The following is a 5,175-nucleotide window of genomic DNA, read 5'->3' as shown; positions in this document are numbered from 1 at the left end:
GACTGGCGACGAGCCGTCGCGCTCGGTGCCGGGGCTCCGGCCGCCCCGGTCGTCGAGGAGGTGCTCGAGGCTCTCGCCGACGACCTCGATGCTCCGCGCGCCGTCGCAGCGATCGAGGCCTGGGTCGCAGCCACCCTCGGCGTCGACGGGCTCGCCGACACCTCCGACCCGGACGCTGCGCTCGCGATCGTCGCCGTCGTCGACGCCGCCCTCGGCATCGCGCTCTAGCTCCTCGCCGGCCCGCCCGGCCGCCCGGCGCGACCGGCTGGCGTCGCGGAAGTGTTGTGGTCGTTTGGTCCCAACCGACAACATTCGGGGCCCAGAGATTGTCGTCTGGGACCAAACGACAACAGATCCGACCCCGGGACGGCGGCGCGCGCCGGCGGGTGAGGGGCCCTGGTGTCAGTCGGGCGGGGCCGTGGGCCCGTCGTCGCCACGCCGCTTGAGGTAGCGCTCGAACTCGCGAGCGATCGCCTCACCGGTGGCCTCGGGCAGGTCCGCGGTGTCGCGGGTCTCCTCGAGCGTGCGGACGTAGTCGGCGATGTCCTCGTCGTCCTCGGCGAGCTCGTCGACCCCCCGCTCCCAGGCCCGGGCGTCCTCGGCGAGGTCGAGCTGGGGGATGGAGACCTCGAGCAGGTCCTCCAGCTGGCCGAGCAGGGCGAGGGTGCCCTTGGGGCACGGCGGCTGCGCCACGTAGTGCGGGACCGCAGCCCAGTAGCTCACCGAGGGGATGTCAAGGCGTGCGCAGGCGTCCTGGAAGACCCCGACGATCCCGATCGGACCCTCGTAGGTCGACTGCTCGAGCTTGAGCCGGTCGACGAGCTCGGGCTCCGTGGCGGTGCCGGTCACCGGGACCGGGCGGGTGTGCGGGGTGTCGGCCAGCAGGGCGCCCAGCGTCACGATCGTCTCGGCGCCGAGGTCGTCGCACGCGGCGAGCAGCTCGGCGCAGAACTGGCGCCAGCGCATGTTGGGCTCGATGCCGCGGATCAGGATGACGTCGCGGTCCAGGTCGGGCGGGGAGGCGACCGCGATCTGGGTGGTGGGCCAGGTGAGGCGGCGGTGGCCGTTCTCGTCATTCCCGATGACGGGTCGGTGCACCTGGAAGTCGTAGAACTCCTCGGGGTCGATCGCGGCGACCACCCGGGCGTTCCACACCAGCATCAGGTGGTCGACGACCGACGACGCGACGTCGGCGGCGTCGTTCCAGCCCTCGAAAGCCGCGATGACCACGGGTCGGACCAGGTCGGGGGTGTCCTCCATCTCCATCACACCGGGAAGCCTAGAGGGTGCCTGGACGTTGAGGATTTCACCTGCGTACCGAGCCGATGCCACGATCTGAGAACCGCGTCCACCAGCTGGACGACGCACCTCAGCTCGTCGCCACCCGAGGAGATCCGTTGATCGACCACCGTCCTGACGCCACCGCCGAGCTGACCGAGCTCCTCCACCAGCGGATCGTCGTGCTCGATGGCGCGATGGGCACCGCCATCCAGCGTGACCGGCCAGACGAGGCCGGCTACCGCGGAGAGCGCTTCGCCGACTGGCCCAGCGACCTGCAGGGCAACAACGACCTGCTGACGCTGACCCAGCCCGACATCATCGCCGGCATCCACCGGGAGTACCTCGAGTCCGGCGCCGACGTCATCGAGACCAACACCTTCAACGCCAACCGCATCTCCCTGGGCGACTACGGGATGCAGGACCTCGCCTACGAGCTCAACCTCGAAGCGGCGCAGCTGGCCCGCCGGGTCTGCGACGAGATGACCCAGCAGACGCCCGACCGCCCGCGCTACGTCGGCGGGGCGCTCGGACCCACGACCCGTACGGCGTCCATCTCGCCCGACGTCAACGACCCCGGTGCGCGCAACGTGTCCTGGGACCAGCTCGTCGAGGCCTACGTCGAGGCCGCCCGTGGCCTCGTCGACGGCGGCTCCGACCTGATCTTCATCGAGACGATCTTCGACACCCTCAACGCGAAGGCCGCGATCTTCGCCGTCGAGCAGCTCTTCGAGGAGCTCGGACGCCGGTGGCCGGTCATCATCTCCGGCACCATCACCGACGCCTCCGGTCGCACGCTGTCCGGCCAGGTCACCGAGGCCTTCTGGGACTCGGTGCGCCACGCCCGTCCGCTCGCCGTGGGCCTCAACTGCGCGCTCGGCGCCAAGGAGATGCGCCCCTACATCGCCGAGATGTCGCGTCTCGCCGACACCTTCGTCTCCTGCTACCCCAACGCCGGGCTGCCCAACGCCTTCGGTGAGTACGACGAGTCGCCCGCGGAGACCGCTGAGATGCTGCGCGAGTTCGCCGCGGCCGGGTTCGTGAACCTCGCCGGCGGGTGCTGCGGAACGACACCCGACCACATCGCCGCGATCGCCGAGGCCGTGGCCGAGCAGCCGCGACGTGAGCTCGCGAGCGTCGTACCAGCGATGCGGCTCAGCGGCCTGGAGCCGTTCACGATCGACGAGGACAGCCTCTTCGTCAACGTCGGCGAGCGCACCAACATCACCGGCTCGGCCAAGTTCCGCAACCTCATCAAGGACGGCGACTACGACGCCGCCCTCGCAGTCGCCGCGCAGCAGGTCGAGAACGGCGCGCAGGTCATCGACGTCAACATGGACGAGGGCATGATCGACGGCGTCGCGGCCATGGACCGCTTCACCAAGCTCATCGCCAGCGAGCCCGACATCAGCCGGGTGCCACTGATGGTCGACTCCTCCAAGTGGGAGGTGATCGAGGCCGGCCTGAAGAACGTGCAGGGCAAGGCGATCGTCAACTCCATCTCCATGAAGGAGGGCGAGGAGAAGTTCCGCGAGCAGGCCCGACTGGTCAAGCGCTACGGCGCCGCCGCGGTCGTGATGGCCTTCGACGAGGACGGTCAGGCCGACAACCTCGAGCGACGCAAGGCGATCTGTGAGCGCGCCTACCGGATCCTGGTGGACGAGGTGGACTTCCCTGCCGAGGACATCATCTTCGACCCCAACGTCTTCGCCGTCGCGACCGGCATCGAGGAGCACGCGTCGTACGGCCTGGACTTCATCGAGGCCACCCGCTGGATCAAGGAGAACCTCCCGGGCGCCAAGGTGTCGGGCGGCATCTCCAACGTGAGCTTCTCGTTCCGGGGCAACAACCCGGTCCGTGAGGCCATCCACGCCGTGTTCCTGTTCCACGCCATCGAGGCGGGGCTCGACATGGGCATCGTCAACGCAGGTGCGCTGGTCGTCTACGACCAGGTCGAGCCCGAGCTGCGCGAGCGCATCGAGGACGTCGTCCTCAACCGTCGCCCCGATGCCGCCGAGCGACTGCTCGAGATCGCCGAGGCGCACAACAAGGCCGGCGAGGTCGTCGAGGCGACCGCCGAGGAGTGGCGCTCGTTGCCTGTGGGGGAGCGGATCACCCACGCCCTCGTGAAGGGCATCGACGCCTTCGCCGAGTCCGACACCGAGGAGCTCCGGCTCGAGATCGCCGAGCGCGGCGGACGCCCGATCGAGGTGATCGAGGGCCCGCTGATGGACGGCATGAACGTCGTCGGCGACCTCTTCGGCGCGGGCAAGATGTTCCTCCCGCAGGTCGTGAAGTCGGCGCGCGTGATGAAGAAGGCCGTTGCCTACCTCATCCCGTTCATCGAGCAGGAGAAGCTCGACAACCCGCAGTTCGCCACCGCCAAGGACACCAACGGCACGATCGTCATGGCCACGGTCAAGGGCGACGTGCACGACATCGGCAAGAACATCGTCGGCGTGGTGCTGCAGTGCAACAACTACGAGGTCATCGACCTCGGCGTGATGGTGCCGGCGCAGAAGATCCTCGACACCGCGGCCGAGGTCGGGGCCGACATCATCGGCCTCTCCGGGCTGATCACCCCCTCGCTCGACGAGATGGTGACGCTGGCGACCGAGATGCAGCGCCAGGGCCTGACGATCCCGCTGCTCATCGGCGGAGCCACCACCTCGCGCGCCCACACGGCCGTCAAGGTCGACCCCCGCTACGACGGCCCGGTCGTGTGGGTCAAGGACGCCTCCCGCTCGGTGCCCACCGCGGCGGCTCTGCTCCACGAGACCAAGCGCGGCGAGCTGATGGCCGACATCAAGACCGACTACGACGCCCTGCGCACCCGTCACGCAGGCAAGGGCGACCGCAAGCTGCTCAAGTACGACGCAGCGCGCGAGAACGCCACCCCCGTCGACTGGACGTCGTACACGCCGCCGGCGCCGCAGCAGCCCGGCGTGCACCTGCTCGCCGACTACGACATCGCCGAGCTGCGTGACTACATCGACTGGCAGCCGTTCTTCAACGCCTGGGAGATGAAGGGCAAGTTCCCCGACATCCTCAACAGCCCCACGACCGGCGAGGTGGCGCGCAAGCTCTACGACGACGCGCAGGCGATGCTCGACTCGATCATCTCCGAGAAGTGGCTGACGGCGCGCGGCATCTACGGGTTCTTCCCGGCCGCCGCCGACGGTGATGACACTGTCGTCTACGCCGACGAGGAGCGCCAGGAGGTCCGGGCGACGCTGCACCACCTGCGTCAGCAGGGTGAGCACCGCTCGGGGATCCCCAACCGTTCCCTCGCCGACTTCGTCGCGCCCGCCGGGTCGGGGCTCGCCGACCACGTCGGCGGGTTCGCGGTCACGGCCGGGATCGGCCTGCCCGAGCGGGTCCAGGCCTTCAAGGACGACCTCGACGACTACAACGCCATCCTCCTCGAGTCGCTGGCCGACCGGCTCGCCGAAGCCTTCGCCGAGCGACTGCACCAGCGGGTGCGCAAGGAGTTCTGGGGTCACGTCAGTGACGAGGACCTGAGCAACGAGGACCTGATCGCCGAGAAGTACGCCGGCATCCGGCCGGCGCCGGGCTACCCGGCCTGTCCCGACCACACCGAGAAGCTGACGCTCTGGGACCTCCTCGACGTCGAGGAGCAGACCGGCATCACGCTCACCGAGTCGATGGCCATGTGGCCCGGGGCATCGGTGTCGGGCTGGTACTTCAGCCACCCGCAGTCGCAGTACTTCGTCGTCGGCCGGCTCGGTCGCGACCAGGTCGCGTCGTACGCCGAGCGCAAGGGCTGGACCCTCGCCGAGGCCGAGCGGTGGCTCTCGCCCAACCTCGGCTATGAGCCGGAGGACTGAGCGTGGGTGCGGAGGCGTGTCGTTTGGTCCCAGACGACAACGATTCGAC

General features: G+C 69.3%; 2 protein-coding genes and 1 pseudogene. 2 read left to right on the top strand and 1 reads right to left on the bottom strand.

The features are described 5' to 3' along the window. A pseudogene (locus VOI19_RS13730) lies at nucleotides 1–228 on the top strand (cysteine--1-D-myo-inosityl 2-amino-2-deoxy-alpha-D-glucopyranoside ligase); the annotation flags it as partial. 174 nt (nucleotides 229–402) lie between these two features. Here VOI19_RS13730 and VOI19_RS13725 read toward each other — a convergent pair. Then, nucleotides 403–1,269 (bottom strand): PAC2 family protein, encoded by an 867-nt coding sequence (locus VOI19_RS13725; RefSeq protein WP_323793524.1) that lies wholly within the window; start codon nucleotides 1,267–1,269, stop codon nucleotides 403–405. A 131-nt stretch (nucleotides 1,270–1,400) separates the two neighbouring features. On the opposite strand from VOI19_RS13725, the gene metH reads away from it, so the two are divergent. Continuing rightward, nucleotides 1,401–5,126: a methionine synthase gene (metH, locus tag VOI19_RS13720; RefSeq protein WP_323793525.1), complete on the top strand. Its 3,726-nt coding sequence runs from the start codon at nucleotides 1,401–1,403 to the stop codon at nucleotides 5,124–5,126. The last annotated feature ends 49 nt before the right edge of the window (nucleotides 5,127–5,175 follow it).

The organism is Nocardioides sp. (assembly GCF_034670285.1).
Taxonomy (GTDB): domain Bacteria; phylum Actinomycetota; class Actinomycetes; order Propionibacteriales; family Nocardioidaceae; genus Nocardioides.
The sequence above is the reverse complement of the archived record's forward strand: the minus strand, read 5'-3'. Positions and strand labels throughout refer to the sequence as shown.